The sequence below is a fragment of the Paenibacillus methanolicus genome (assembly GCF_008124765.1).
GTDB lineage: Bacteria > Bacillota > Bacilli > Paenibacillales > Paenibacillaceae > Paenibacillus_Z > Paenibacillus_Z methanolicus.
Genome location: NZ_VNHS01000003.1, coordinates 245,640 through 270,557, shown reverse-complemented (window position 1 = coordinate 270,557; position 24,918 = coordinate 245,640). Strand labels below are relative to the sequence as shown.

The 24,918-nt window shown below is 58.1% G+C and carries 21 protein-coding genes and 3 pseudogenes; 21 read left to right on the top strand and 3 right to left on the bottom strand.

Features of this window, described 5'->3' with window-relative positions; all coding sequences use genetic code 11:
• Positions 1 to 96 precede the first annotated feature (96 nt).
• The 15 genes from BCM02_RS10115 (at position 97) to BCM02_RS10050 (ending at position 18,803) form a co-directional block, all read left to right on the top strand.
• Complete coding sequence (locus tag BCM02_RS10115; protein WP_148928957.1) at positions 97 to 576, top strand: DinB family protein; 480 nt, start codon at positions 97 to 99, stop codon at positions 574 to 576.
• A gap of 525 nt (positions 577 to 1,101) precedes the next feature.
• On the top strand, positions 1,102 to 1,329 hold the full coding sequence (locus tag BCM02_RS10110) for an alpha/beta fold hydrolase (protein ID WP_148928956.1): 228 nt from the start codon (positions 1,102 to 1,104) through the stop codon (positions 1,327 to 1,329).
• A gap of 151 nt (positions 1,330 to 1,480) precedes the next feature.
• Positions 1,481 to 2,635, top strand: coding sequence for a GntR family transcriptional regulator (locus BCM02_RS10105; protein ID WP_148928955.1), 1,155 nt, complete (start codon positions 1,481 to 1,483; stop codon positions 2,633 to 2,635).
• A 445-nt stretch (positions 2,636 to 3,080) separates the two neighbouring features.
• A complete protein-coding gene (locus BCM02_RS10100) occupies positions 3,081 to 4,376 on the top strand; it encodes a glycoside hydrolase family 125 protein (RefSeq protein ID WP_148928954.1) in 1,296 nt (431 codons plus the stop codon).
• Between the two features lie 67 nt (positions 4,377 to 4,443).
• Complete coding sequence (locus BCM02_RS10095) at positions 4,444 to 5,766, top strand: ABC transporter substrate-binding protein (RefSeq protein ID WP_425466165.1); 1,323 nt, start codon at positions 4,444 to 4,446, stop codon at positions 5,764 to 5,766.
• A gap of 144 nt (positions 5,767 to 5,910) precedes the next feature.
• Positions 5,911 to 6,798, top strand: a complete 888-nt coding sequence (locus BCM02_RS10090) for a carbohydrate ABC transporter permease (protein ID WP_148928953.1) — start codon at positions 5,911 to 5,913, stop codon at positions 6,796 to 6,798.
• 12 nt (positions 6,799 to 6,810) lie between these two features.
• Positions 6,811 to 7,734, top strand: a complete 924-nt coding sequence (locus BCM02_RS10085) for a carbohydrate ABC transporter permease (protein ID WP_148928952.1) — start codon at positions 6,811 to 6,813, stop codon at positions 7,732 to 7,734.
• A 150-nt stretch (positions 7,735 to 7,884) separates the two neighbouring features.
• On the top strand, positions 7,885 to 9,426 hold the full coding sequence (locus BCM02_RS10080; RefSeq protein ID WP_246183339.1) for a glycoside hydrolase family 76 protein: 1,542 nt from the start codon (positions 7,885 to 7,887) through the stop codon (positions 9,424 to 9,426).
• An 82-nt stretch (positions 9,427 to 9,508) separates the two neighbouring features.
• Positions 9,509 to 10,669 (top strand): glycoside hydrolase family 76 protein, encoded by a 1,161-nt coding sequence (locus tag BCM02_RS35215; RefSeq protein WP_246183298.1) that lies wholly within the window; start codon positions 9,509 to 9,511, stop codon positions 10,667 to 10,669.
• A gap of 28 nt (positions 10,670 to 10,697) precedes the next feature.
• A complete protein-coding gene (locus BCM02_RS35210; protein ID WP_187434163.1) occupies positions 10,698 to 11,768 on the top strand; it encodes a glycoside hydrolase family 76 protein in 1,071 nt (356 codons plus the stop codon).
• Entirely contained in the window at positions 11,765 to 12,814 is a 1,050-nt protein-coding gene (locus tag BCM02_RS10070) for a glycoside hydrolase family 76 protein (RefSeq protein WP_148928950.1), read from the top strand. The genes BCM02_RS35210 and BCM02_RS10070 overlap by 4 nt, the downstream gene beginning before the upstream one ends.
• Before the next feature lie 223 nt (positions 12,815 to 13,037).
• The gene (locus BCM02_RS10065) at positions 13,038 to 13,772 is read left to right on the top strand and encodes a class I SAM-dependent methyltransferase (protein ID WP_148929231.1); all 735 of its coding nucleotides are present in this window, start codon (positions 13,038 to 13,040) and stop codon (positions 13,770 to 13,772) included.
• Positions 13,765 to 14,421, top strand: a complete 657-nt coding sequence (locus BCM02_RS10060; RefSeq protein ID WP_246183296.1) for a dienelactone hydrolase family protein — start codon at positions 13,765 to 13,767, stop codon at positions 14,419 to 14,421. Before BCM02_RS10065 ends, BCM02_RS10060 begins: the two co-directional genes overlap by 8 nt.
• A gap of 524 nt (positions 14,422 to 14,945) precedes the next feature.
• Positions 14,946 to 17,399: an excinuclease ABC subunit UvrA gene (locus BCM02_RS10055; RefSeq protein ID WP_148928949.1), complete on the top strand. Its 2,454-nt coding sequence runs from the start codon at positions 14,946 to 14,948 to the stop codon at positions 17,397 to 17,399.
• Between the two features lie 183 nt (positions 17,400 to 17,582).
• On the top strand, positions 17,583 to 18,803 hold the full coding sequence (locus BCM02_RS10050) for an MFS transporter (protein WP_148928948.1): 1,221 nt from the start codon (positions 17,583 to 17,585) through the stop codon (positions 18,801 to 18,803).
• A gap of 36 nt (positions 18,804 to 18,839) precedes the next feature.
• Here BCM02_RS10050 and BCM02_RS10045 read toward each other — a convergent pair whose 3' ends face one another.
• The gene (locus BCM02_RS10045) at positions 18,840 to 19,622 is read right to left on the bottom strand and encodes a helix-turn-helix domain-containing protein (protein ID WP_148928947.1); all 783 of its coding nucleotides are present in this window, start codon (positions 19,620 to 19,622) and stop codon (positions 18,840 to 18,842) included.
• A gap of 128 nt (positions 19,623 to 19,750) precedes the next feature.
• On the opposite strand from BCM02_RS10045, the gene BCM02_RS10040 reads away from it, so the two are divergent.
• A complete protein-coding gene (locus tag BCM02_RS10040; protein ID WP_148928946.1) occupies positions 19,751 to 20,887 on the top strand; it encodes a DUF2264 domain-containing protein in 1,137 nt (378 codons plus the stop codon).
• Between the two features lie 234 nt (positions 20,888 to 21,121).
• Positions 21,122 to 21,832 (top strand): response regulator transcription factor, encoded by a 711-nt coding sequence (locus BCM02_RS10035; RefSeq protein ID WP_148929229.1) that lies wholly within the window; start codon positions 21,122 to 21,124, stop codon positions 21,830 to 21,832.
• A gap of 273 nt (positions 21,833 to 22,105) precedes the next feature.
• Here the strand turns inward: BCM02_RS10035 and BCM02_RS10030 are convergent, their stop codons facing one another.
• Positions 22,106 to 22,654 (bottom strand): GrpB family protein, encoded by a 549-nt coding sequence (locus BCM02_RS10030; protein ID WP_148928945.1) that lies wholly within the window; start codon positions 22,652 to 22,654, stop codon positions 22,106 to 22,108.
• Between the two features lie 175 nt (positions 22,655 to 22,829).
• Here BCM02_RS10030 and BCM02_RS36580 point away from each other — a divergent pair.
• Positions 22,830 to 22,979, top strand: a pseudogene (locus BCM02_RS36580) (hypothetical protein); the annotation flags it as partial.
• Between the two features lie 76 nt (positions 22,980 to 23,055).
• Here BCM02_RS36580 and BCM02_RS35205 read toward each other — a convergent pair.
• Entirely contained in the window at positions 23,056 to 23,193 is a 138-nt protein-coding gene (locus tag BCM02_RS35205) for a hypothetical protein (protein ID WP_187434125.1), read from the bottom strand.
• 43 nt (positions 23,194 to 23,236) lie between these two features.
• Between BCM02_RS35205 and BCM02_RS35665 the strand changes: the two are divergent.
• The 3 genes and pseudogenes from BCM02_RS35665 to BCM02_RS10020 form a co-directional block, all read left to right on the top strand.
• Positions 23,237 to 23,332, top strand: a pseudogene (locus BCM02_RS35665) (hypothetical protein); the annotation flags it as partial.
• 24 nt (positions 23,333 to 23,356) lie between these two features.
• Positions 23,357 to 23,628, top strand: a pseudogene (locus BCM02_RS10025) (pectate lyase); the annotation flags it as partial.
• A 167-nt stretch (positions 23,629 to 23,795) separates the two neighbouring features.
• Complete coding sequence (locus tag BCM02_RS10020) at positions 23,796 to 24,905, top strand: GerAB/ArcD/ProY family transporter (RefSeq protein WP_246183295.1); 1,110 nt, start codon at positions 23,796 to 23,798, stop codon at positions 24,903 to 24,905.
• Positions 24,906 to 24,918: the final 13 nt, after the last annotated feature.

Below are 24,918 nucleotides of genomic sequence, written 5' to 3'. Positions count from 1 at the left end.
GAGAGTCGAGATGAAGTCGGAATGGTGCAGGTGTGTGGCAATTAATGGCGAATTATGGTAGTCGTACGTCAGATCGCATGGATAGGAGGCAATGCGATGTTGAAGCTATTCGAGTATAACTGGCAGGTGCGCAACGAGTGGTTGGAGTTGTGCGAGACGGTGAGCATGGAAGAGCTGATGAAAAAACGCACCGGCGGCCTGGGGTATATTCTTCCCACGCTGTATCATTTCGTGGCCGTCGAGTATGGCTGGATCTGCGGGGGAATTCAACAGAAGGCGATTCGCATCCCTTCGTTCGAGGACGTGATGGGTGTGCGTCAAATCCGGGATTTCTCTGCCAGCTGTCATGCCGAGCTTGCTCCCTTCGTCCGGGAATGGCACGAGGGGCTGGAAGACCTCGTCATGATCGACATTACCGATGAAGGGGTAGAGGAAGCTCATAAATACGGCGAGGTCATGCGGCACGTCATCGCCCACGAGATCCACCATATCGGACAGTTGTCGGTGTGGTCGCGCGAGATCGGTTTGAAGCCGGTAAGCGCGAATTTGATCGGGAGAGGGTTGTTCCCGATTTAGCCGATTGCGCCCACCCTTTATAATCTAGCGCAAATAGCGCCATGGGAACCTGCTCCCGTGGCGCTATTTGCCGTCTCGTTCGGCGCCGGCGACTGCATAATCAGGCTTGTACGGCTTAGACGCCGCATTTGAGGTAAATATAGGATGCAGGGCTTCATTGTTGAAGGAGGAGAAGGGATGTGCTTTACATATTTTACGACCGATGACCAGGTTCGACTGGCCTATTCGGTACAAGGAGAAGGGCGGCCGGTCGTATTTGTGTCCGGATACAGCGCGGCCGGGGAGCTGTGATTAACGTTAGCGCCGTCGTCGATTTCGATCAGACGCCGTAAATTATGAATGACGAGCACTGGAAGGACGGGATGTACGATTCGGAGCGGATCGACTTCGAAACGTATCTGGACCAAAAGCACCCGTCGCCATTCTATCGAGGCGTGCCGCCGCGCGTTCTCTTACGCCTGCTGCTCGTAAGCCGAAAACAGCCTAAATTCGATTTCGTCCGAACGAAACCGCTGTTCTTGGGCCATGTCCGTCAGTTCCGATTGGCGGCCGCTGCTCGAAAGGTTGACCATTTCCGTTCTGTTTCTGGCAGGCGAGAAAAATCCCATGTGGCCGCCCAGCCACGCCGAGGCGGCCACGAAGTTGTGCCGGCAGGGAACGGCGCGCATCGTGAAGAACGCGGGGCACGCGCTGAACCTGGAGAAACCGAAGGAATGCAATCAACAATTGCTGTCATTCATCCAAGGCGTGTAGGAAGAATCGACAGGGAAGCATGTGAAGGTTTCGCTTACGATGCCTATACTCCGCCTGATATGTCAGCCTAACTTGGCAAAACGCATATATCATGATATATTATTATATATAAATTTGCGACAACCGGTTGTTGGAAGGCGGAGGGACGAACATGTCGAACGAATCATCGAAGCCGATGTACGAGAAAATTTTTGAAGCGCTGCGCGACGAAATATTGGAGCGAAAGTATGAGCCGGGCGATCGCGTACCGTCCGAGAAGGAACTTGGCGACATGTACAATGTCAGCCGCATTACGAGCAAGAAGGCGCTGGAGCTGATGGCAAGCGAAGGGTATATCGTCCGCCAGCCGGGACGCGGCTCCTTCGTCGCCGATCAGCCTGCGGGCACGGCGAAGCCCGCGAGCGGCGGAGGAGCGCAGCAGCAACTCGCGCGCAGGGCGGATGGCAGATTGCTGATCGGCTTGGTCATTACGGATTTTGCCGACAGTTACGGCAACGGGTTAATCTATGGCATGGAGGAAGCGTCCCGCCAGCATAACAGCTACCTCGTTCTCCGCCGCACATTCGGGATGCCGGCGTACGAGGAAGAGGCGATCAAAGGTTTGTTGGAGCTCGGCGTGGACGGATTGATCATTTTCCCGGCGCAGGGCGAATACTTCAATGCCGAGATTCTGAAGTTGGTCATCAATCAATTCCCGTTCGTGCTGGTGGACCGCCATCTGAAGGGCATCTCGGCCGGTTCGATCGCGACGGACAATGCCGGCGCGGCCAAGGAAGGCGCGAACCATCTGTTCGAGCTCGGACATAAGTCGATCGCGTTCCTCACGCCGCCGCCGGTGGACACGACGGCGATCGAAGAACGGATCGAAGGCTTCATCCAAGCCCACGCGGAGAAAGGCGTCGTCGTCGACCGCGACATTTGGCTGGAGCTGACGTCGACGCTGCCGAAGGCGAATACGGAGGAGAACCGCGAGCAGGACATTCGGCGGGTCATGGCGCATTTGGAGCGGCATCCGCACATTACGGCGCTGTTCGCCACCGAATACAATATCGCGCAGCTGGCCGTCCAAGCGGTACAGCGGCTGGGCCGCGACGTGCCCGAGGATATCTCGATCGTTTGTTTCGACTGCCCGGAGGTGAACGGCAAGTTCCCGTTCACCCATCTGCGGCAAAACCAGACGGAGATGGGCCGGCTCGCCTTCGAGAATGTCTTGAACCTGCGCGAGGGCCAGTCCGTTCCGAGCAAAATTCTGCTCGACGCCTCATTGATCATCAGCGAATCGACCGGCCCGGCCAAGTCCGTCTAACCGAAAAGCCCCCGCGAGGGGCTTTTTTTGTTGTCGAGGAAATTATGATGATTGAAGATTTGAGGCTAAAGTAAAGCGTGTCCGCGCAAGCGGACGAAAGCGAAGGTCAGCACGTAGCCGCAAGCCACGGTATTTCCTGGTGTCTTGAAAAGATGCTCCCCCATGCGCATGAAGCTTTGTCCGCTAGGACAAAAGCGTGCCCAGCTCAATCCATACCGCCGACCGCGAACAAACGTGTCAGCACGAAGAAGGGAGTCCAGAGGGCAAAGCCCTATGGTTCCCCTCGGCGGAGGGGGAAGGGGAAGCGAATCTCGGTTGATATACTTAAATGATATATTCTATCCAAAAATACATATTGACATACCATATGCATGCCAATATAATGACAATATGAAATGTAAGCGGTTTACTTAACGCGAAGATAGGATGGAAGGGGCGGTCAGGCGTGGTTCAATCAACGGAAATTCCGGCATCCATCGTGAGTTTGCTGGCGCGTATCAAGTCTTGTATACCGGATAAACCGCATCTTGCGGCGATATTCGAGAACGGGTTCAGCAATACGCTGCAGACGACGGTCAAACGCATGCCGGATGGCACGACATTTGTTATAACAGGTGATATACCAGCTATGTGGCTCCGTGATTCGGCGGCGCAGGTGCGGCCCTATTTGGTGCTGGCGCAAGAGGACGCGGATTTGGCGGATATGATCGAAGGCTTGGTCCGCAGACAGCTCGCCTGCGTGCTGCTTGACCCGTATGCCAACGCCTTCAATGAATCGGCGAGCGCGAGCGGCCATCAACAGGATTTGACCGAGATGAGTCCTTGGCTGTGGGAGCGCAAATACGAGATCGATTCCCTCTGCTATCCGCTGCAGCTAAGCTATCTGCTCTGGAAGAACACGGGCAGAACCGCGCATTTGGATCAGGCTTTCCGCCAAGCGGCGGCTGCGATTATCGAACTGTGGACGACCGAGCAGCGTCATGAGACGGAGTCGACGTACCGGTTCCAACGGCTCGATTGCCCGCCGACGGACACGCTGCCACGAGAGGGCAAAGGCTCGCCGACGGGGTACACGGGCATGACGTGGAGCGGATTCCGGCCGAGCGACGATGCATGTACCTACGGTTACCTTATCCCTTCTAATATGTTCGCGGTCGTCGTGCTTCGTTATGTGGAGGAGATTGCGAAGGACGTGTTGGACGATGCGGCGCTCGCCGAACAAGCGGCGCGGCTAAGGGCGGAGATCGATCTCGGCATTCAGACGCACGGCATCGTCGATCACCCCGAATACGGCCGGATGTATGCCTACGAGACGGACGGATTGGGCCAGTACAACCTGATGGATGACGCCAATGTGCCGAGCTTGCTGGCCATTCCTTACCTCGGTTATGCCGGCAAGGACGATCCGATCTACCAGAATACGAGACGATTCATTCTAAGCCGCGAGAATCCGTACTTCTATGAAGGTCAAGCGGCCTCGGGAATCGGCAGCCCACATACGCCCAACCGGTATATCTGGCACATCTCGCTCGCCATGCAGGGGCTTACGGCTTCCGATAAGCTGGAGCAGGCGCGGATGCTGGAGATGCTGGCGGCCACGACGGCGGATACGGGACTCATGCACGAGGGCTTCCATGCGGACGACCCGCATCGATTCACCCGGCCGTGGTTCTCCTGGGCGAACATGATGTTCGGCGAGCTGCTGCTCGATTACTGCGGCATTGCCGTGCGAACCAAGTAAAGCGGTTTCAAAAAGGCTTGGCCTTTCGAATCTTATAGAGGCGAACGATAAAAGGGAGGCATGAAACGTGAAAAAATGGATGACGGTCATGACGATGAGCGCGGTATTGCTTGGCGCGGCTACGGGTTGCAGCAATAACGGGAATTCAGGTGCCAACGGCGGAGGCAATGCGACGAACGATAACGGAGAGGCGAGCGGTAATTCGGGTTCGGGCAAGCCGGTCGAGCTGACCTTCTGGGGCGATTGGGGCGGCGAAGGGCAGAAGCAGTTCGAGACGATGGTCGACGCGTTCAACAAATCCCAAGACAAAATTCGCGTCAAATACGTGCTGCAGCAGGACATGATTACGAAGTTCCTGACGGCATCCACCTCAGGCGGCGCGCCGGACATCCTGTTCTGGGACAGATGGCGCACCTCGCTCTACGCGCCGAAGAACGTCCTCCATCCGATCGACGACCTGCTCGCCGCCGACGGCCTGAGCCGGGACGACTTCTACAGCGAGGCGCTTAAGGAGCTGACCTATGGCGATAAGCTGTACGGCTTGCCATTAACCGTCGACGCGCGCGCCTTGTTCTATAACAAGAAGATTCTTGCCGACGCCGGCGTCGAGCCGCCTACAACGTGGGACGAACTGGAGCAGGCGGCGATCAAGACGACGAAGTGGAACGGCAGCAAGCTCGAGGTGGCCGGCTTCTCGCTCGGCGATCCGGGGCTGTTCAATATGTACTTGCAACAGGCGGGCGGATCGATGATGACCGAGGACGGCAAGACGAACTTCAATAATGAGCAAGGCAAAGCGGTGCTCACCTTCTGGGATCGCCTGTTGAACGAGGATAAAGTGTACAAAACCGGGTTCGAACAAGGCTTGGGCGAAGGTACGGACGCGTTCGTGACCGGCAAGCTGGCGATGCAGTACACCGGTCCTTGGATGCTCAGCACGTACAAGAAGTACGGCAAGGATCTCGAATTCGGCATCGTGCCGCCTCCGGTTGGACCGAGTGGCGACAAGGGCAGCGTCATGGGCGGCTTCGGACTCGTTATTCCGGAGGGCGGCAAGCATCATCAGGAAGCATGGGAATTCATCAAGTGGTGGACGGCGAACAAGGACAACGCCTTGCTGTGGGCCAAAACCAGCCTTAACATTCCGGGCTACAAGCCGGCGCTCGAAGACCCGTTCTTCAAGGACGATCCGTTCTGGAAGCCGTTCCTCGACACGCTCGAGTTCGCGAAGATTCGTCCGGCGCATCCGGGTTACTCCGTCATGGAGAACGACGCGCTCATTCCGAACTTGCAGCTGTTCCAGCAGAAGAAACAGAGCATCGAGGATACGTTGAAGAAGTCCCAGCAGCGCGGCGATCAGCTGCTGCAGGATAACGCGGACGTGAAATAGCACGCTCGGCATGAAGCAGGCGGCATAGTCGGGAATCGTTTTCCCGGCCGCGTGCGGCAAAGGGGGGAGTGCCCGAAGCGGCGTCCCCCTTTGCGCTGCCGGCCTTCAACAGGCATCAACCGATGAAAGAGAGGAGGAGCGCTGATGTCCTCGATGGGGAAATTGAATCAACATCAGGCTCGAACGGCGTATCTGTTCATTACGCCGACCATGCTGCTATTCGTCGCCTTTACGATCGTTCCGGTCGTGATGGCGCTCTACTTGAGCTTTACGAATTACGACGTAGTCAGCCGGATGGACTTCGTGAAGCTGGACAATTATAAGCGGCTGCTGCAGGACGAATTGTTCTGGACGACGTTCAAGAACGTCGCCTTTTACTCGGTCATCTTCGTTCCGCTCAATATTCTAATCTCGCTCGGGCTCGCCATGCTGCTGAACTTCCGGCGCTACGGCGTAAAGCTGTTCCGGACGATGAACTACTTGCCGACGTTGACCTCCGCGGTCGCCGCGGCCACCGTATGGATCTGGCTGCTGCATCCCGAATTCGGCCTCGTCAACAATTTGCTCGGCTATGTAGGCGTGACGGGTCCGGCATGGCTGGCGCAGACGGAGACGGCGATGCTCTCCATTATTCTCGTCACGCTGTGGCAGTCCGTCGGCTCGAATATGGTGATCTACATCGCGGGCCTTCAAGGGGTGCCGGATTATCTGTATGAATCCGCGAAGCTGGACGGAGCCACCGCTTGGGACCGCTTCCGGTACATCACGTGGCCGCAGCTGCGTCCGACGACGTTCCTGGTCAGCACGATGTCGATCATCGGCGCGCTTCAGCTGTTCGATCAGGCGTTCGTCCTGACGCAGGGCGGGCCGGGCAACGTGACGAAGACGCCGGTGTACCTCATTTACCAGCAAGGCTTCAATCAGCTGCAGATGGGCTACGCATCCGCGCAGGCGTTCGTGCTGGCGCTGGCGATTCTCGCGTTCTCGTTCATCAATATGCGTATATCCAAATCCGAAGAGCCTATCGTGTAAGGAGGAATGGACATGGCTCAGCCATCAATATCCGCGGCAGCGGGCAAGAGAACCAGGCCGGCCTCCGTTACGGCGAGGAAGGCGCTGGGGGCAATCGCATTCTATGCGGTTGCGATCATTATAGCGATTTGCATGTTTCTGCCGTTCTTCTGGAGTCTGATCACCTCCTTCAAGCCGAGCGACGAAATTTTCTCCGTCCCGATCAGCTGGCTGCCGTCGCGCATCACGTTCGAACACTACAAGGCTGCCTTCACGACGGTGCCGTTCGGCCTTTATTTCTACAACTCCTTCGTCCTTGCGGCGGCCGGGGTGCTGTGCAATCTGTTCTTCGGCTCGCTCAGCGGGTATGCGTTCGCGAAGCTGGATTTCAAGCTGAACAAGCCGCTGTTCCGCGTGCTGCTCGCGGCCATGATGATTCCGGGCATCGTGACGATGATCCCGAGCTTCTACGTGCTGAAGCACTTCCCGCTCATCGGCGGCAACGATCTGATGGGCGACGGCGGCAACGGCTTCCTGAACTCGTTCTGGGGGATCATCCTGCCCGGCGCATCCGGCTCGTTCGCGGTGTTCTTCATGCGACAATTCTTCCTGACGCTGCCATCCGACATGATGGAGATGGCGCGGATCGAAGGGTGTCCGGAATTCCGCATCTTCTGGAACATCTATCTGCCGCTGACGAAGCCGGCGCTCGCGACGCTCAGCATCTTCACCTTCCAGGCGGGCTGGAACAGCTTCCTCTGGCCGATGATCATCCTGAATGATCCGGACAAAGCGACGATTCAGATGGGCTTGCAGGCGTTCTCGTACAATTACCAGACGGATTACGGACCGATGATGGCCGGCGCGCTCATCGCGATTCTGCCGATTCTCATCCTGTTCCTGCTGCTGCAAAAGTACTTCGTGCAGGGCATCGCGTTCACCGGCACGAAGGGGTAACGCTCGCATCGCCATTCGGCGCGTTTCCTTGAGAGGAGGTGGTGACACTTTCGGCGGAGCGAATTCCGCAATCGGAAAGGCGGCTCCGCCTAGCGCATTCGGGCTTTCGGCAAGCGAATCTCGATTCGGAAAGAGGGCGAGCGAATAGTGATGACGAGGCAATCCCGCAAGTTGGCAGGAGCAGGCAAAAGGTGGGTAGGCGCGATCCTGGCGGCGGCAATGTTAGGCGCAGGTTTCAGCGTGCCGCAACGTGCGGAGGCATTCACCGCCGCGCAGGCGGACACGGCGATGAACGGATTCGTGAACACGTTCTACGACGCGTCGGCCAAATATTTCTACACGAACAGCGACCATCAGATTCATACCCATGCCCACGGTCCGAACGGCGGGTTGTACACGGATTTCTGGTGGGAGGCGCAGCTGTGGGAGACGGTGATGGACGCCTACGAGCGGACCGGCAGCCAGACGTACCGGACCATGATCGACGATATCTATACCGGCTTCAACGGCAAATATACGAACATGATGGACAACGACTTCAACGACGATCTGGGCTGGTGGGCGCTGGCGTGCATGCGGGCATACGAGCTGACCGGAACGGCGGAATACCGCAATCGGGCGTCTTTCTTGTTCGATCAGATCTATGCGTTCAATGACGCCACGTACGGCGGCGGCATCTGGTGGAAGCGGGACGGCACGTCGCCGCAGAAGAACATCGCGACCAACGCGCCGATGGTCATGACGGCGATCAAGCTGAAGAATGCAACGGGCAATAATGCCTATCTCACCAAAGCCGAAGGGCTATACGGTTGGATCAAGTCGCGGCTCGTTTCGGGCAGCAAGCTGAGCGACCATGTGGAAGGTACGGGTAACGGCACGGTCATCGGTTGGGAGTTCTCCTATAATTACGGCAACTTCCTCGGGGCGGCGCTGGCGCTCTATCAGGCGACGGGCAATGGCAGCTACTTGACGGACGCGAACAATGCGGCGAATTATGCGATCAACAACCTGACCTTGTCCAACACGCTGATGTACGAAGGAGAGAACGACGGCGCCGGGTTCAAAATGATTTTCGCCCGCAACCTCAACAAGCTGCGGATCGCCACCGGCAACGCCAGCTACCTTAACTTCTTGCAGCAGAACGCCACGCAGGCGTTCAACCATCGACGTACGTCGGATAACGTCATCGGCAGCGATTGGTCCGCGCCGACGGGCTCCGGCTACGTGCAGAGCCTCGCGGCAGCTGCCGGCGCGTCGATTCTGCAGCTCGTGCCCGCGGACAATTACACCGGCTACATTGCGGGTAACGGCAACTACGAAGCGGAGAACGCGCGTCTGAGCGGCATCGGGTCCGAGTCGACGCAAGCTGGTTATTCGGGGCGCGGCTATCTCGCGGGCTGGAATGCGACCGGGACGAACGCGACGTTCTACGTCAATCAGAACGCGGCCGGCACGCGGACGATCACGCTGCGCTATGCGGGCGGAGCGGGCAATGCGAGTCGGTACGTGTCCGTGAACGGCACGGTCGTGGCCGCGAATCTGAATTTCCCCGGCACGGGCAGCTGGGGGACGTGGAGCACGGTGACGCTGAACGTCAACCTGAACGCGGGGCAGAACACGATCGTCGTCGGATACGATAGCGCCAAGGGAAACGGCAATTATTTGAACTTCGATAAAATGTACGGTTTGTAGTATAGGAGCGGCGGGTGTCGGCATGCATCGGTTACATGCGCATCGTTCGGCACCCGCTAGCACCAATGACGAGGTGAAGGGATTGAAGCGAAATCGCGCGATCGGCTTAGCCGCGGCGACGATCATGATTGTCGGCATCGTCCTCGCCGTTCTGCAAGCGGATCGGCTGAAGGAGGCCTTCTCGCCTGCTTCGAGCGAATGGCAGAACCGGGCTGACGCCGCGCAAGCGGAGCTGGCGAAGTCCTTCTGGGACGAGAAGCGGGGCTTGTTCAACAATGCCGCGCCGTGCATCGCCCAGCTGTGCACCGATCCGTTCAATTATTGGTGGCTGGCGCATGCCGTTGACGTGCTGGTAGACGGTTATGAGCGTACCGGCAACGAGGCCTATAAGGAACGACTGTCGAAGCTGTACCAAGGCATACTAGACCGCAATGCCGGCGTCATGATCAACGATTATTACGACGACATGGAGTGGATGGCGCTTGCCTGGCTGCGCGCGTACGACGTCACGAAGGAGGAGCGTTATAAGCAGGCTGCGCTCGAGCTGTGGGCCGACATCAAGGCCGGCTGGAACGAGGAGATGGGCGGCGGCATCGCTTGGCGCAAGGAGCAGCTCGATTACAAGAATACGCCGGCGAATGCGCCAGCCGTTATATTGGCTGCCCGACTGTATCGGCATTTCGGCAACGACGAGGATTTGGCATGGGCGAAGAAGATCTACGACTGGCAGACGAAGACGCTCGTCGATCCCGAGTCGGGTCTCGTATGGGACGGTATCAACCGGACGGGAGACGGCGCGGTCGACAAGGAATGGAAGTTCACGTACGGGCAAGGCGTGTACATTGGCGCGGGCGTCGAGTTGTATGATGCAACGAAAGAGTCGCGTTATCTGGACGATGCCCGCAGGACGGCCGGCAACCTGAAGACGGACTTCTTGTCGCCCGCGACAGGCATGCTGCCTTCCGAGGGAGACGGCGACGGCGGACTGTTCAAGGGCGTGCTCGTTCGTTATCTTGGCGAGCTGATCGAAGCCGACCCGAAGCGGCGGGAACCGATCGAGCTGCTGAAGACCAACGGCGACAGTCTATGGGAATATGGCAAGTCGAGCGAGAGCGCGCTGTTCAGCAATTCGTGGGCGCAGTCGCCCGATGCGGTCGTGCAGCTGAGCACCCAGCTGAGCGGCATGATGCTGCTGGAGCAGTTGGCGAAGTTCGAGAAGAACGGTACCTTGGACGAGAGATAAAAGGATACGGAGAGTGAAGCATATGGGCATGACGTGGGCATCCCGCGCCGAAGCGGCGCAGCAAGCGCTGGAACAGTTATATTGGAACCCTTCCATTCGGCTGTATGATATCGAAATTCCGTGCGAAGACGGCGCGTGCAACACGATCTTCCACTACTGGTGGATGGCGCATGCGGTCGACGCGTTGGTCGACGGCTTGGGGCGGACGGGCGACGCGGCTTATAAGGAACGGCTGGCCGCGATCCACGACGGTCTGCTCGCCCGTAACGGCGGCGCGTTCCCGAACGAGCTGTACGACGACATGGAATGGATGGCGATCGCGTGGCTTCGCGCGTATCAAGCGACCGGCGAGGAACGGTACAAGGACGCGGCGCTCGTGCTATGGGAAGATATCCAGACCGGCTGGAACGACCATATGGGCGGGGGCATCGCGTGGCAGAAATCGCAGCTGGACTACAAGAATACGCCGGCGAACGCGCCGGCCGTCATCTTGGCCGCGCGGCTGTACCGGGAGTTCGGCCGCGACGAGGATTTGCATTGGGGGCTCCGCATCTACGCCTGGCTCAAGTCCAATCTCGTCGATCCGGCGTCCGGGTTCGTCTGGGACGGCATGAATCGGACCGGAGACGGCGCGATCGACAAGGACTGGAAGTTCACGTACTGCCAAGGCGTGTTCATCGGCGCCGGCGTCGAGCTGTACCGATGTACGGGCAATGAAGCCTATATCACGGATGCCGTACGTACGGCCGAAGCCGCGCGCGCGGAGCTCGTATGCCCGGAGACGGGCTTGCTGCCGGATGAAGGGGACGGCGACGGCGGTTTGTTCAAGGGCATCCTCGTCCGGTATTGGGGCGAGCTGACCGAAGTCGCGCCGACGGAGACGAAGAGCATCGAGCTGCTGGTTCAACAGGCCGACATGCTGTGGCAGGAAGGCCGCGATGCGGAGCGTAATGTGTTCAGCACAAGTTGGGGCAGCAAGCCGAGCGATCGCGTGACGCTGAGCACCCAGCTGAGCGGCATCATGCTGCTGGAACAGCTGGCGCTTCTGGAGAAGCGCGGTCTGCTGGCCGAGGCGAAGGGAGAGGTGCGTCAGGGATGAGCGGGAGCGGGCTGTGGGCCGATCGGGCCAAGCAGGCGCAGGCGGAGTTCCGGCGTCTGTTCTGGAACGAGGAGCGCGGCGTCATGGATCAAGCGGTACCGCGAGGAGATGCCAACGAGCATTGGATCTATTGGTGGCATGCCCATGTGATCGATGTCCTCGTGGATGAGCTGCAGCGCGACGGGAACGCGGAGCGGGAAGTCTTCCTGGAGCGGGTGCTGCGCGATACGGTCCGGTGGAACGGCGGTACGCTGCTGCATAACTACTACGACGACATGGAATGGATGGCGCTCGCTCTGCTCCGGGCATACGAGACGACGGGGCAGGACGTCTATAAGCAAGGGGCGCTCGAGCTGTGGGACGATATCAAGACCGCATGGAATGATCATATGGGCGGCGGCATGGCCTGGAAGAAGGATCAGCTGGACTACAAGAACACCCCTGCGAACGCGCCGGCCTCGATTCTCGCTTCGCGTCTGTACCGTCTGGTTGGCCGCGCGGAGGATCTGGAATGGGCGCAGCGCATCTACCGGTTCAACCGGGAGCGGCTGGTCTGTCCGAACACCGGCTTCGTCTGGGACGGCATGAACCGGCTGGGCGACGGGAAGATCGACTACGACTGGAAGTATACGTATTGCCAAGGCGTCTTCCTCGGCGCGGGCATCGAGTTGTACCGCTGCACGGGTGATGCCGCTTATCTCGCGGACGCGCAGCGTACCGCGCAAGCGGCGGCGAGCGAATTGGTCGATACGTCGACCGGCATGCTGCCTCGGGAAGGAAACGACGACTGCGGCTTGTTCAAAGGGATACTCGTCCGCTACCTCGTGGGTCTTATTCGCGTTCAGCCCGAACTGGCGGAGCCGTGGCTTCGACTACTGCTCCATAACGCCGAGATGCTGTGGCGGGAAGGTCGATCAGATGCCGGCTTGATTAGTTTGTCCTGGATGGACGCTCCGGAGCCGGTCGTGCAGCTAAGCGGCCAGCTGAGCGGCGTCATGCTGCTCGAAGCGATAGCCGTGCTGGAGCGGGAGGGGTTATTGGAATAGCGGTAATGGACCGATAACGTTAAATGACGCCACGGGGAAAGAACCCTGTGACGTCATTTTTTGTGTAATACAAGGACTTCAGCGTTAGAAAAGTACCCGAAAGTGCACTAGCCACGCGCCCCGGACTCGATTAACATAGGTAATGAACGCCAATGGCGGATGCCCGGTTCTCTCGGTCATCCCGGCATAATGGATCAGATCCCAAAGCATTGGAGTGAGCATGCTGAAAGACAACATAACGAGAGCCTTCAATCTATTATCGAGCGACTATGAGAAGCATGTCGATAAGCAAAGCGGACATAACGCGTACTACGAAAGACCGGCAATGATAAACCTTATGCCGACGGACATGCGGCAAATGAATATCCTGGACGCCGGCTGCGCGGCAGGCTGGTATACGGAGCATTTCATCCATCAAGGAGCACAGGTGAGCGCGATCGACATCAGTCCGGACATGACGGAGGCTTGCAGGCGGCGCATTGGGAACAGGGCGACGATCATCCAGGGCGATCTTTCGGAGACGCTTCCTTTTAGCGATCGCACCTTCGACCTTATCGTAAGTTCGCTTACGCTTCACTATCTGGAAGATTGGGCGTCGACTTTTCGAGAATTCCATCGGATTATGAAGCCGGGCGCAGGCCTGATTTTCTCCGTGCATCATCCGTTCATGGACTATACGCACTTTTCCCGTCCGGACTATTTCGCCCGCGAATTATTGACGGAAGTATGGAACAAGCCCGAAGCGGGAGCGGTGGAGGTCTCCTTCTATAGAAGATCCATGCAGGACATCGTGAATGCGACATCGGAATGCTTTGTACTTGAATCCATCGTAGAGCCGCAGCCCGTGCGCGGCGATATGAACGACCTGGACTATTCGCGCTGGCATGCGAAGTGGTTTGATAAGCTTGCGACGACCCCTCATTTTTTGATCGTGAAGGCTCGCAAAGCCGATGAATAGTTTAAAGGTAGACGGGTCCGATGCGATGATCTGTATAATCAACGGCTCCGATACGGCCGTCATTGTGCTGCATGAAATCTACGGCATGAATGAATATATGCAGCATCTCTGCCGACTGCTCGCGAACCGGCAATATGATGTAGTCTGTCCGAATCTTCTGGATCGTCGCGAGCCGTTCGCGTATGACCAAGAGGAGGAGGCCTACGCGAACTTCATGACCACGGTCGGCTTCGCTCGGGCTAAGGACAAGGTCGATCCCTTGCTGAGCCACATGCGACAGCGCTACGAACGACTATTCGTAGTGGGGAGCAGCGTCGGCGCCACGGTGGCTTGGCTGTGCGGCGAGCGTGACGGCATCGCCGGGATCGTGGGATTTTACGGGTCGCGCATCCGAAGCTACGCCGACATGACGCCGCGAGCGCCGACGCTGCTGTTCTTCGGACAGGAAGAGCGCTCGTTCCATGTGCCTGATCTGACGGCGACGTTGAACCGGAAGGCTGGGGTGCAGGCTTTGATTTTGCCGGGCAGACATGGGTTCGCCGACCCGTTTTCCCCCAACTATGCGGAGCCGTCGGCAGCGGAGGCCCTTCATCGCATGCTCGATTTTCTAGCGGAGCAAGAAACCTCGTGCAACGGTTTGAATCCATAGCCCTCCTCGATATTCGCAGCAACCCTTGGCTCGGACCATTGCCAAACCAAGGGTTGTTCGTTGTTTTTGTCGGTTTGCCGCTGCGCGTTCGGCGTATTTCTAGCAGCTCTTTCATCATGAAAAAACGCTTCCTCCCGAACAAAGACGCGTGTTCAAGCGTGCCGGCAATACGATAGCCGCGCTTGAGATAGAAATCAGGCGCCTTTCCCGCTGCTCCATCTGCAGCTCCAGCGGTAGTGCCTTCAAGCGCGATGAGCCTAATCTGATCATGGATATACCGGCATTCGATCTCTAGTCGGCAGCGGCAGTGAGTAGCGAGGTTGGACGAAAGAATGCGAAATAACGAGCGTTTATCCCTGATTCGCGGGGAGAGGCGCTCGTTTTTTTATTTCGGGATGGATTGCGTTTAACTACGACAAGATTTGTCATAGTTTTGTCCTACAATGATGAGTGTCCGAAGCAGTTGTGCGGAGCGCCGCGGCCGCCGGACGCGAATTCAAGCATAGATAGGGAGGCAGCCATCCATGGACGAAACGAAATACATTGAGCTGCTCGGCGTGACCGAACGAAACTTGAAGCATGTCGATTTCAAGGTGCCCAAGCGCCGGTTGAGCTTGATTACCGGCGTATCCGGCTCAGGGAAATCGACCTTGCTGTTCGACGTGCTGTGCAAGGAGTCGGAACGGCAGCATCTGCTCGCCGTCGGGAGAGTGGCCGAGCAGGTGCAGCGTCCCCAATTCAAGGAGGCGAAGAATCTGGCTCCGGTAGTCGCGGTCTCGCAGCGAAGGACCAATCCCTCCCCTCGGTCGACGCTAGGGACATATAGCGAAATTTATACTCATCTGCGGATTCTCTACCTCTCCGCGGGCGACCGCCCATGCCCGGCGTGCGGCGCGCGCATTCCGGGAGGGGAGGCCGACGGCCGTCTGTCTTGTCCCGCCTGTTCCGCCGACATGATGCCGCTAACGTTGGCGCACCTGTCCTTTAATACGCCTCTCGGGGCATGCGAGGCGTGCGGCGGTCTGGGAGAAGAGCTGCACCCCGATCCGGAGAAGCTGTTGGACTTCGACGCCTCGATCGCGGGCGGGGGGATGCTCGCTTGGAAGAAGGGGGTTGGCCGATTCTTCGAGCTTACGCTCGTTCAAGCGGCCAAGCATTACGGACTTGCGTTCGCCCCGGAAGACATGGGCAAGCCGATCGGCGAGCTGCCCGAGCTCGTGCGCGAACTGCTGCTCTACGGAACCGACGACGAGCGGCTGCGTCGTCTCCGGCCCGAGCTCGCTCCGCCCAAAACCGCCGAGGCGGGTCGGTTCGAGGGGGCCGTGCCGGCCGTAAGGCGTCGATATTTCGAGCAGACGGACGAAGCCGCCAGGGAATCGTCGGACCTCAAGCCGCTGATGAGTCGACGCGTCTGCATCGCCTGCGGCGGCTCGCGGCTGAATGCCGTCGCACGCGGGTTGTCGATCGGCGGCGCGTCGATCGACGAGGTGACCGGGCTATCGCTCGATCGGCTTCGGGCGCGGCTGGAGGCGTGGGACCGCGTCTTCGCGAATACGCCGGCGGCGTCGGCCGTCAAGCCGCTGCTGCACGAGCTGCTGGCGCGTCTGCAAAGTTTGGCGGATGTCGGCTTGTCGTATTTGACGCTGGACCGTCCGATGAGCAGCTTGTCCGGCGGCGAAGCGCAGCGCGTTCGACTAGCCTCCTCGCTGCATTCGAGCTTGACGGATATCGTGTTTGTCTACGACGAGCCGACGTCCGGGCTGCACCCGAAGGATATCGAGAACCTGTACCGCGCGCTGCTTCGGCAGCGCGATCGCGGGAATACCGTCATCGTGGTGGAACATCAGCTTCAGCTTGCGAAGCTGGCGGATCATATCGTCGAGGTGGGACCCGGCGCAGGTGCGTTCGGAGGGCGTATCGTCGTTCAAGGCGGGCTCGGCGACATCTTGCGCTGCGAGCATTCGCTGACGAGACGTTATCTGAAGGAGGAAGAGGGCCGGAGCAGACGCGACCGCGCGCCGTTCCCTAATTATGATCGATGTCTGACCGTGAAGGGGGCCTCGCAGCGGAATTTGAAAGGGATCGACGCGGTCTTCCCGCTAGGGGCTCTCACGGCCGTAACGGGCGTGTCGGGTTCGGGCAAGACGACCTTGATGTTCGACGCGCTGCTGCCCGCGGTCAAGGAGGGACGGATGACCGGATCGGGGTTGGTGGAGCGCGTCGTCGTCATCGATCAAGACGACATGGGACGAAGCGCCCGGTCCAATGCCGCGACGTACACGGGCTTATTCGACGACGTGCGCGACTTGTTCGCGAAACAAGCGCGAACGGGGGGCTATGCCTTTAAGCCCTCGCATTTCTCCTTCAACGTCAAAGGAGGGCGCTGCGAGCATTGCCTGGGGCTCGGCGCGACGAAGACGAACATGTATTTCATGCCGGACGCCTACGTGCCTTGCGCGCAATGCGGGGGCAAGCGTTATCTGGACGCGGTCTTGCAGGTGACGTATAGGGGCTATTCTATTGCCCGCATTCTGGAAGCCAGCCTGCAAGAAGCGGCGGCGATCTTTGACGGCGAGCCGGCTATCCGGCGCCGTCTGGAGTGGCTGCTTCGATTGGGGCTGGGGTATTTGCCGCTGGGACAGCCGGCCCATACGCTGTCCGGCGGGGAAGCGCGCCGCATTCAGCTCGCCAAAGAGCTGCAGCGGACGGAAGGCGGGCATGCTTTGATCGTGTTGGACGAGCCGTCGACGGGACTGCATCCGCAGGATGCGGATCTGCTTGGAGACGCCATCGAAGAGATTGTGCGGCGCGGAAATACGGCGATCATGATCGAACATAAGTCCAGACTGATCCGGCGTGCGGATTGGGTCGTCGAGCTTGGCCCCGAAGGAGGGGAGAGAGGCGGGTATCTGCTGAGTCAGGGGACGGTCTCGCGCGTGCGGGAGGAGGCTTCCTCTCAAATCGGCCCTTACTTGTGAGGGTCATGTCCGAATACGCTCCACAACGCTTGCCATTTCGTTCTGGCAAGGTACTCGGCCTACGCGAAGTCGTCAGACATTGCGAATCCTGGTCAAATATGGAAATGGATGGCTGGACGCGCGACGTCCGTCGTGGTTAGGATGGAAGGAACACATCAAACGCCTTAGGAGGATCCTCGTTTCATGCGTACCTTTTTCCCGCGATTGAAGGGCAACAGCAGAGGCTGTCTTGCTTTCGAGCCGTTGTTCTTGATTCCTTACAGCATGTTCGCCACGTATGCTACCATCTACATGCATGAACTCGGCCTGAGCGAGACGCAGATCGGATGGGTGACGACGTTGACGCTCGTCGTCCAAGTGTTCTCGTCGTTCCTCAGCGGTTACTTGACCGACCGGATGGGGCGGAAGGCCGCGCTGCTCGCGTTCGATCTCATCAGCTGGTCGGCGGGCACGCTGCTCTGGGCATTCTCGCAGAACATCTGGTTCTTCATCGCCGCCGCCTTCATCAACGGCTTGCAGCGCGTACCCCATACCGCGTTCTATTGTCTGCTCGTCGAAGATACGGAGCCGCGGGAGCGTACATACGTATTTACATTGCTGCAGGTGATCGGCGTCATCGGCGGACTATTCGCTCCGCTGGGCGGGTTGCTCGTACACGAGTACGGCATGGTCACGGGCGTCCGGATCATGTATGTGTTGGCGTTCGTCTTGATGACGGCGCAATTTCTCGGGCGGCATTATACGACCCGCGAGACGGAGATCGGGCTGCGCAAGAAGCGGGAGGCGCGCGATCTCGGAATGCAAGCGAGCTTGCGAGATTATATGGCTACGCTGCGCGTCGTATTGGCCGACAGAGGCCTGCTGCTCATGTTCGGCGTCTATATTCTGTTCAATTTCCAAATGACCATCAAAGGGACGTACCTCTCGCTCTATTTGGCCGACGATCTCGGCATGGACGAGAGCTTGATTTCGATGGTGCCCGCCGTCTCTTCGGTCGTGATGCTGCTCGTGCTCTGGCTCGTCATGCCGCGCATTCCGGAGCGGCTGACGAATCGCACGATGATAGGGGGATTCATCCTGTCGGCCGTCTCGAACGGCATGCTCGCGCTGACGCCGGCGGGCTCCCTCGGTTGGATCGCCGTTAGTACCGTGTTGTCCGCCGGGGCGACGATGGTGACGGCGCCTTATCTCGAGGCCGCCGTCGCCAACGCCATCGACGATGAGCGCCGAGCGAAGATGTTCGCGATCCTGTCGGTCCTCGTGCTGCTTGCCGTGTCGCCGTCCGGCATTATCGGCGGCTGGGCGTATTCGCTCGATCCGGAGCTGCCAATCTGGCTCGCCGCGGCCGCGTTCGCGCTAAGCATTCCGTTGCTTGCGGCAGGCGGGAAGCGGGCGCAAGCCTGACGCAGGCGCAATGCCGCGGAGACTGTTGGCCGGCGCTCACCCTTCGCTCCCATATCTATACTGTCTAGGCGTAAGGCCGACGAATTTCTTGAATTGGCGCATGAAATGGGTGTCGTTCTCGTAGCCGCACAAGCTCGCGATGCGCGTAACGGGCAGCTCGGTATGATCAAGCAAATACTTGGCATGTTCAAGCCGGGCATTGATCATATCCGTCACGACGGAACATTGGAAGAGGTCTTTATAAATATGCTGGAAATAAGACTTGCTCATATGGAAGCGCTTGGCGAGCGCCGTTACCGAGATGTGTAATTGCGGAGACCGATACAGCTGATCGCGCAGCTCTGAGAACGGGACGTAATACCGGCCGAGCTTGTCCGGCGCGGTCCGTTCCCGCAAATCGCTCAGCTTCATGAAGAAGGAGCGCAGGTCGCAATCCAGGATGCGGTCGCGCAGCGGTCCGCCTAGACGAAACGTATGCTGCAGGTCCATGATGCCGCGCGAGAGCAGCATCGGGTCCGAGGCGACGATCGGCGTATCCGCGGGGAAGTTCAACTCCTGCAGGAAGGCGGGCAATTCATCGCCCGCGCAATGAAACCAATCATTGATAAACGGACTCTCCAGCTCGCGATATGCATGCGGCGTGGTAGGCCGGAACAAGATGAACGTATGGCTCGGCACCGAGAATGCGCTGCCGCCAAGCGTAACTTCCGCTCGGCTCTTGAACAGCACAAACGTGTAGCTTCCCGAGCCGCTCGGCCGGTTCCTTAGAATGCCGTCATGATGAATGCTATGATATCCGCACGAAAGCAATGTCAGCATACGCTCGCTCCTCTTCTTCTAGAAAAGCACGATAGGTCAGTTTTTGACCATTATAGGGCATTGGACCGGACCGAACAACCGTCTATACTTGTGGGGAATGACCGACGTGTGGTTGGGGGGCTATGAGGATGGCGAAGGACAGAACGTACTGGGTCGAGACGATGGTCCGCATTGCGCGGCCCGTGCTGGAGGCATTATCCGCCAGACGGCTTCGTCGCGATATGCCGATCGAAGCGGAGCGGGACGACCGTTTGGATTACACGCATCTGGAAGCGTTGGGGCGTACATTGGCCGGCATCGCGCCGTGGCTGGAACGGGGATCGCGCGCCGGCGACGAAGGCGAAATTCGGCTGCGGATGGCGGACATGGCGAGGCAGGCGATCGAGGCGGCCACGGATCCGTCATCGCTGGACTACATGAATTTCGACCGGGGCGGTCAGCCGCTCGTCGACGCGGCATTCCTCGCGAACGCCGTGCTTCGCGCGCCAAACGAGCTGTACGCGAGGCTCGAACCGCATGTCCGAGCTAACTTAACCTCGGCTTTGCGCGCGACGCGGGTTATCCGTCCGGTATTCAGCAATTGGCTGCTGTTCAGCGCCATGATCGAAGCCGCCTTGCATCGGATGGGCGAAGACTGGGACCGCATGCGCGTGGATTATGCGCTCCGGCAGCACGAGCAGTGGTACGAGGGAGACGGAGCCTATGGCGACGGACCGGCTTATCACTGGGATTATTACAACAGCTTCGTCATTCAACCGATGCTCGTGGAGGTACTGGATGAGCTGGGCGATCAATACGGCGACTGGACGGAACTCCGCGCCAAGACGCTTCCTCGCGTCGTTCGTTATGCTGCCGTTCTGGAGCGGCTCATCTCGCCGGAGGGGACCTTCCCGCCGATCGGGCGGTCGCTGGCGTATCGGTTCGGCGCGTTCCAGCATTTATCCTTGATGGCGCTTCGGGAGCAGCTGCCGGAGGAGCTGGAACCCGCGCAAGTCCGCTGCGCGCTGACGGCCGTCATTCGGCGGCAGGTCGAGCTGCCGGGGACGTTCGACGAGGGAGGCTGGCTGCGGATCGGGTTCGCCGGGAGCCAGCCGCAGATCGGCGAAGCGTATATATCGACGGGGAGCTTGTATTTATGCACGACGGTTTTTCTCGCGCTGGGACTGCCCGAGGAATCGGCCTTCTGGCAGGGCGAGGCCGAGTGGACTTCGCGTAAGGCCTGGTCCGGAGCGGCGTTCCCGATCGATAAAGCCATATCGGGCTAATATCAGGGTCATATCGAAAGACTGCTAACCAGCGAATGCTGCGGTGGCAGTCTTTCTTTTTGTCATGTTTTCGTCACGAATACGGTCATCTTGCCCCGACACCTGAACGTAAGATTTTCCGTATAGGAGATTGTGCCTAAGACGCGAGAGATTAGAGAGAAACCATGCCCTGCAATTCAACCGCCAGCGAGAACCTACAAAGAAAAGGCTGGAAAAGAGTGAAGAGCGATGAACATGCGACAACCAGAGCGGATTTTGCTAGTCGACGACGAGAAACGGATAAGGAACCTGCTGAGACTTTATTTGGAGAAAGAAAGTTTCTTGATCGAAGAGGCGGCCGACGGCATCGAGGCGATTCGGAAAATACGCGCCAACGACTATCAGCTGATCGTATTGGATCTGATGCTTCCCGGCATGAATGGGATCGAGGTGTGCCGCTCGATCCGGGAGATGAAACGAACCCCTGTCATGATGGTGACGGCGCAAGGGGACGAATTCGGGAAGATCAAAGGATTCGAAGCGGGGGCGGACGATTACGTGACGAAGCCGTTTAGCCCGCGCGAGCTCGTGCTCCGCGTCAAAGCGATCTTGAACCGGACTTCGGGCATGAATCCCGAGATTTTGGCCATCCCGGCGAATAAATTGGTGTTTCCGTTCCTGTCGATCGATACGCTGGCGCGACAGGTTCTTGTTCAGGATACGGAGATCCGGCTCACCTTAAAGGAATACGAGTTGCTGTATTTTCTGGCCCGTAATGCCGGCATCGCGTACACGAGAGAAGATCTATTGCGAGCAGTGTGGCGCAACGAGACCGCGAACAAGAGCGAGTACCGCACGGTGGACACTCATGTGAAACGTATTCGAGAAAAGCTTAACGCCGCCGCGGACGAAGCCGGCAAGATGGTGTATACGGTGTGGGGGCTAGGCTACAGCTTGCGTCCGTAGGAGGTTGCGACGCGCAATTCATGGCTTTCTTGCGCAGATCGGCGTGAAGGTCGCAGACTATGCGAACGAATTCGCGAGGTTGAACGCGAACGCGGTAGCCTCCATCTGATGAGCCGCGATCGACAAAAAGACATTGGACAACCGCCGAGGCTGCCAATGTCTTTTTGTCTTCTTATGAGGTGCATGCGAGTTGAGAGTTATTAACTGCAGTATTATCCAATTACCTGTTCCGTTAAGGTATCGGGATAAAACTAGCGGAGGCTAGTGGCGCAACTAGTCCCATACATTTCTAAGCGGGAGCCCGCGTTCTGTTCTAGCCAGGTCATCTACTCGTTGTATAAAGGCGGTTTTTGCGCGTGTATAACCGTCAGGGTCGGAAGGGTATTGTTTGGCCAGTACCTGTTTAAGTTCACTGTATTCCTTGACTAGATCGGGATGTTCGCGGAGGTAGTCACGAAAGAGCAATTCTTTTCTTTCGTAAAATCCCTCGATTGGCAAGATGTGCAAATGATGCGTTCGCTCGCCTGCGATTTCTTTTGCAAAAAAATGTCGCCCGGTCATACCGGTTACAACGTAGAAGTAACCCGAATTACGAAACAAGTCCGCATAAACCTCTTCATGATACAAAGCCGGAACGCAGGCGTACATATCGATAATTGGTTTGGCTGCTTGGTTCGGGATGGAAGTGCTGCCGGTATGCTCGATTGTGACGATATGCGAACCTGGAATATCAAGCAATTGCTGCTTCTCGCTTTCAAATTCCAGAGGCCATTTATCGTTGTAAGGCACGATTTTGACCATATGACGTCGTTGCGCAGACATTTGATCCTCTTCCTTTCCAAGATAAACGACTTACAACGGATGCGATAGAACGCGGAGCGCCGATATATGCCGGACGGGCTGTACGCCGCGCTTGCGGGCAAAGAAGGCCTGCAGTCGAAAGCGCATGGGGAAGTGGTCACGATGATCACGACGCTACATTCGTCTGTTGCCGAAGATGTGCGGCATGACGGCCATCGCGCACGCTTTCGCAATGGAATTCTCAGATACTTATGCGCTGCCGGTCGTGCGAATGCCACTGAACCAGCTGCGGGGGCGTTCCGACCGCCAAGACGAACCGGGTGCCTCCTTATTTTACATCGGCTTGGAGGACGAGTCGAGGTTTCGGTACGGCATCCATAAAGCATTTTTACACGAAAAGAAAAAGGCTATTATGTTCAACGTTATGCGCCGCCGTCGCCATGCTGCTCACCTTCGCGCCGCTCGCGGAGAAGGCCGAACGCGAACAGCGGCCAGGCGCTCGAGGTATACGGCTGGTCGACCACCGACGGCGGCAATATCTCGCCATGGTAGAATTTCAACAATACCACCCAACTTTGGAAGATCGAGGACAGCGGAGGTTACGTGCAGTTGAAGAACCGGTTCAACGGCGAGGTAGCCGAGGTGTTCGAATATTCCAAGACGCCGGGCGCCAACATCGTGCAATGGAGAGACCAGGAAGGTACGAACCAGCAATGGACGCTCGTGAAGGTATCGCCAAGCTCGGTAACGGTCAACTCGACGATCATCGTCAAGGCAGGGCAGGTGTTCGATGGCAAAGGGAGAACGTATATTGCCCGCTCGGCGATGGCGGCCAGGGCGAGAATCAGAAATCCGTATTCATGCTGGAGGATGGCGCGGCGCTGAAGAACGTCGTGCTCGGCGCGCCGGCCGCGGACGGCATCCACACCTATGGAGACGCCTGCCTGTCCAACATCGTCTGGACGGATATCGGCGAGGACGCGCTGACGATGAAGGCTACCAGGACGATGCCGCCAATCGAATGGGATAACGCGAGTTGAGGCCGCTCCGTCTGGGGGCGGTCTTTTCTCATTTCGCTCCGATCATAGCCGGATAAAAACAACCTTTTTCTGGAATGCTAACGCGACATGGAACGAATCCCCGTTGAAGGAGGCCGGTTAGGTTGAGAACGCCATTCATCAGTCCGACGCAGCTGTTTGCCATGATTATATTATTCGAATTAGGAACGGCGCTCGTCCTGCCGATCGGTTTATCGTCGGCGCAGAACTCCTGGCTATCGATTCTGTTGGCGCTTCCAGGCGGGATCCTGGTCTATCTGTTGTTCACGTATTTCAATAAGCAGTATCCGTCGATGATTCTGAGCGGGTATATCCGGCAAATCGTCGGGTCCTACCTCGGCTGGCCGCTCGCGTTGTTTTACGCGGTGTATTTCATCTACATCTCGGGGCGCAATTTGCGGGAGGTAGGCGATCTGCTCATCACGACCTCGTACGACCAGACGCCGATCGTCATCGTCCATGCGGCCATCATGGGGACCAGCATGTATATGATATATAAAGGCATCCAGGTCTTGTTCCGTCTCGGCGAGATCTACCTGGTCTTCATCTTGGTCCTCGGACTGTTGAGTAATTTGGCCGTGGCGTTATCGGGCGCCATCGAGATTCGCAATCTGCTTCCCGTCTGGGGAGAAGGGATCGGCGTGACGCTCCGAAGCGCGTACCCAAACATTTTCTTGTTCCCATTCGCGGAATTAATCGCCTTCTCGGCGTTCCTGCCCTACCTGGCGCAGCGGCAGTACGCGCGCAGAATCGGCATTCTCGCGATACTGGTCAGCACGGTCATGCTCAGCATCACCCATGCGATGGAAATTTCGGTTATCGGCGAAGACATGTATTCCCGTGCGACCTTCCCGTTGTTCACCGCGATCACGACCGTGGAAGTGGCGGAATTCGTGGAACGGTTGGATGCGCTGGTCATTCTGGCGCTCATTATCGGCGTGTTCTTCAAGATGACCGTGTATGCCTACGCGGCGACGGCCATCGCGGCGGATATTTTCAAGGCGGCGGAGCCCAATCGGCTGGCCGTTCCGATCGGCGTATCGGTGTTTTTCGTCTCCATGATGTCGGCTTGGAGCTTTCCGGAGCATGGATTGGAAGGGGCGAAGAGCTTTTTGACGGTACAGCCGATCTTCCTCGTCTATATTCCGATTCTGCTGCTGCTTGTTCACTTGATGAAGAAGCGGTTCGGCCATCGCGGCATAACGAGCGGATGAGAAGGAGGTGGGA

Coding starts and splice junctions, on each gene's coding strand:
- BCM02_RS10090 (WP_148928953.1), top strand. CDS start 5,911: ATGTCCTCGATGGGGAAATTGAATCAACATCAGGCTCGAACGGCGTAT.
- BCM02_RS10035 (WP_148929229.1), top strand. CDS start 21,122: ATGCGACAACCAGAGCGGATTTTGCTAGTCGACGACGAGAAACGGATA.
- BCM02_RS10115 (WP_148928957.1), top strand. CDS start 97: ATGTTGAAGCTATTCGAGTATAACTGGCAGGTGCGCAACGAGTGGTTG.
- BCM02_RS10060 (WP_246183296.1), top strand. CDS start 13,765: ATGAATAGTTTAAAGGTAGACGGGTCCGATGCGATGATCTGTATAATC.
- BCM02_RS10085 (WP_148928952.1), top strand. CDS start 6,811: ATGGCTCAGCCATCAATATCCGCGGCAGCGGGCAAGAGAACCAGGCCG.
- BCM02_RS10105 (WP_148928955.1), top strand. CDS start 1,481: ATGTCGAACGAATCATCGAAGCCGATGTACGAGAAAATTTTTGAAGCG.
- BCM02_RS10045 (WP_148928947.1), bottom strand. CDS start 19,622: ATGCTGACATTGCTTTCGTGCGGATATCATAGCATTCATCATGACGGC.
- BCM02_RS35210 (WP_187434163.1), top strand. CDS start 10,698: ATGACGTGGGCATCCCGCGCCGAAGCGGCGCAGCAAGCGCTGGAACAG.
- BCM02_RS10055 (WP_148928949.1), top strand. CDS start 14,946: ATGGACGAAACGAAATACATTGAGCTGCTCGGCGTGACCGAACGAAAC.
- BCM02_RS10050 (WP_148928948.1), top strand. CDS start 17,583: ATGCGTACCTTTTTCCCGCGATTGAAGGGCAACAGCAGAGGCTGTCTT.
- BCM02_RS10040 (WP_148928946.1), top strand. CDS start 19,751: ATGGCGAAGGACAGAACGTACTGGGTCGAGACGATGGTCCGCATTGCG.
- BCM02_RS10080 (WP_246183339.1), top strand. CDS start 7,885: ATGACGAGGCAATCCCGCAAGTTGGCAGGAGCAGGCAAAAGGTGGGTA.
- BCM02_RS10110 (WP_148928956.1), top strand. CDS start 1,102: ATGTCCGTCAGTTCCGATTGGCGGCCGCTGCTCGAAAGGTTGACCATT.
- BCM02_RS10030 (WP_148928945.1), bottom strand. CDS start 22,654: ATGTCTGCGCAACGACGTCATATGGTCAAAATCGTGCCTTACAACGAT.
- BCM02_RS10070 (WP_148928950.1), top strand. CDS start 11,765: ATGAGCGGGAGCGGGCTGTGGGCCGATCGGGCCAAGCAGGCGCAGGCG.